This is a genomic window from Nocardiopsis lucentensis DSM 44048, from assembly GCF_000341125.1.
Lineage (GTDB): Bacteria > Actinomycetota > Actinomycetes > Streptosporangiales > Streptosporangiaceae > Nocardiopsis > Nocardiopsis lucentensis.
Genome location: NZ_ANBC01000587.1, coordinates 1 through 2,574 on the forward strand (window position 1 = coordinate 1; position 2,574 = coordinate 2,574).

The following is a 2,574-nucleotide window of genomic DNA, read 5'->3' on the forward strand; positions in this document are numbered from 1 at the left end:
CGACGGCCGCGAGTTCACGGGAACGTGTCTCGAAACGGCGCGTCTCCTTCCACAGCCGCGCGACCAGGACCGCCTCGAAGAAGCCCAGCGCCGCGCACGAGAACACCGCGACCGGCAGGATCAGGCTCTCCACCGGCGACACGAGCGAGATCAGCGCGGTCACCGGAGCGACCACGCACAGGAACATCTCGAACTCGATACCGCTGAACAGGTGCGGGCGCACACGGCGCCGGAGCAGCTGGTCGCGGACCCGGGCGTACAGGCTGGTCGGGGCGGACGCCCCCGCCGCGGCCGGGGCGTCGGCGGCGTCGTTCTCCGGGTCCTCCTCCGCGGTGGCCGCTGGCTCGGCCTCCCCCGCGGCCGCGGCCAGGGCGCGCTTCATCGACCGGCGGGTCTTGGCGACCTGCGAGGCGTTGAGGTAGCGCAGCAGGTCGAAGAAGACCACGACCGGAGCGGCGATGAGGTAGGCGACACTGCCCGTGGCGGCCCACTGGCCGATGAGCAGGGCCATCACGCAGCCGAAGAACCGGATGCGGTCGAAGACGAAGTCGACCCACGAGCCGAACACCGAACCGGTGCCCTTGAGACGGGCGATCTTTCCGTCCATGCAGTCGAGCACGAAGCTGAGGTGGAAGAGCAGGGCCCCCAGCAGCAGCCAGGCCCAACCCGCCGACCCCTCCCACGCGGGCACGGCGAAGCAGACGGCGGACAGCAGTCCCAGAACGCCCGCACCGAGCGTGAGCTGGTTCGGGGTGATGTTCGTGCGGTTGGCGGTCCAGACCACCAGCCGCCCGGCGAGGGGATCGACGAGGAAGACCGTCCACCAGGCGTCCCTGGCCTTGTAGGTCTCCGCCTTGACATGAGCGAGCGTGAAACGCGGCATGCGGGCTCTCCAGAAGCGCCCGTCCCGTGAGCGGACCCGGCGGCACGCGGCGTGGGGCCGGGAAGGGCTGTGACAGCGGGAATCCGGCCCATCATGCCAGATGGGGGTCGTGCAACCTAATCGGTGACGGCATACTTGACAGGTAAGAGGGGGATCAACAGGCGCCGCCTGCGCGAGCAGCAGCGGAGTGGTCCACCCCCTTCGGTCTCGACCGAGGTAGAGGCATTGCGTTTTCTCAACGACCAGGTCCCGCAGCAGGACCTGACCTACAGCGACGTGTTCATGGTCCCGTCCCGCAGCGCCGTGGGCTCGCGGCTGAGCGTGGACCTGTCGTCGCAGGACGGCACCGGCACCACCATCCCGCTGGTCGTGGCGAACATGACCGCGGTCGCCGGGCGCCGGATGGCCGAGACCGTCGCCCGGCGCGGCGGTGTCGCGGTCATCCCGCAGGACATCCCGATCGAGGTGGTGTCCGACGTGGTCAAGTGGACCAAGGAGCGGCACCTGGTCCACGACACCGCCATCACGCTCAACCCGACCAGCACCGTCGGTGAGGCGCTCAACCTGCTGCCCAAGCGGGCGCACAACGCCGTGATCGTGGTCGACGACGAACGCCGCCCGGTCGGCGTGGTCACCGAGGCCGACTGCTCCGGCGTCGACCGCTTCGCGCAGCTGCGCGACGTGATGTCCACCGAGCTGGTGACCATCCCGGCGGACACCGAGCCCCAGGACGCGTTCGGGATCCTGCACGACTACCGGCACCGCCTGGCCCCGGTGGTCGACGGTGGCGGCGCCCTGGTGGGCGTCCTGACGCGGACCGGCGCCCTGCGCTCCACCCTGTACACGCCCTCCGTCGACGACCGGAACCGCCTCCGTGTGGCGGCGGCNGCGGGCAAGGCCGCCGAACTGCTGTCCGCCGGCGCGGACACACTGGTGATCGACACCGCGCACGGCCACCAGGAGAAGATGATCTCCGCGATCGCCAAGGTGCGCGCGCTGTCGCCGTCCGTGCCGATCGTGGCGGGCAACATCGTCACCGCCCGGGGCACCCGGGACCTCATCGAGGCGGGCGCGGACATCGTCAAGGTCGGTGTGGGCCCCGGCGCGATGTGCACGACCCGCATGATGACCGCGGTCGGCCGCCCGCAGTTCTCCGCCGTGCTGGAGTGCGCGGAGGCCGCCCGGGAGCTGGGCAAGCACGTGTGGGCGGACGGCGGTGTGCGCCACCCGCGCGACGTCGCGCTCGCGTTGGCCGCCGGCGCGTCCAACGTCATGGTGGGTTCGTGGTTCGCCGGTACCTACGAGTCCCCCGGCGACGTCATGCGCGACGCCGAGGGCAGGCAGTACAAGGAGAGCTTCGGCATGGCGTCGGCCAGGGCGGTCAAGCTCCGCACCGCCGACGACTCCCCGTTCGACCGCGCCCGCAAGGCCCTGTTCGAGGAGGGCATCTCCACGGGCCGCATGTACCTGGACCCGGAGCGGCCGAGCGTGGAGGACCTCATCGACCAGATCATCGCCGGTGTGCGCAGCTCGATGACGTACGCGGGCGCCACCTCGCTCGCCGAGTTCCACGAGCGCGCGGTCGTGGGCGTGCAGAGCGCCGCGGGCTACAACGAGGGACGCCCGGTCCCGACCAGCTGGTGACCGTGTCTTCCGCGCCCTCGTAGCCTCGGCCGGGGGGGGGGGGGGGG

Annotated in this window: 2 protein-coding genes; one reads left to right on the forward strand and one right to left on the reverse strand. The window is 71.2% G+C overall.

Translation table 11 applies throughout. The annotated features are described in order from the left end of the window. On the reverse strand, positions 1-883 hold an 883-nt coding region (locus D471_RS0120745), incomplete at its 3' end, for a CDP-alcohol phosphatidyltransferase family protein (protein ID WP_017600398.1). 225 nt (positions 884-1,108) lie between these two features. Between D471_RS0120745 and D471_RS0120750 the strand changes: the two genes are divergently transcribed. After that, positions 1,109-2,527, forward strand: coding sequence for a GuaB1 family IMP dehydrogenase-related protein (locus tag D471_RS0120750; protein ID WP_017600399.1), 1,419 nt, complete (start codon positions 1,109-1,111; stop codon positions 2,525-2,527). Positions 2,528-2,574 lie beyond the last annotated feature (47 nt).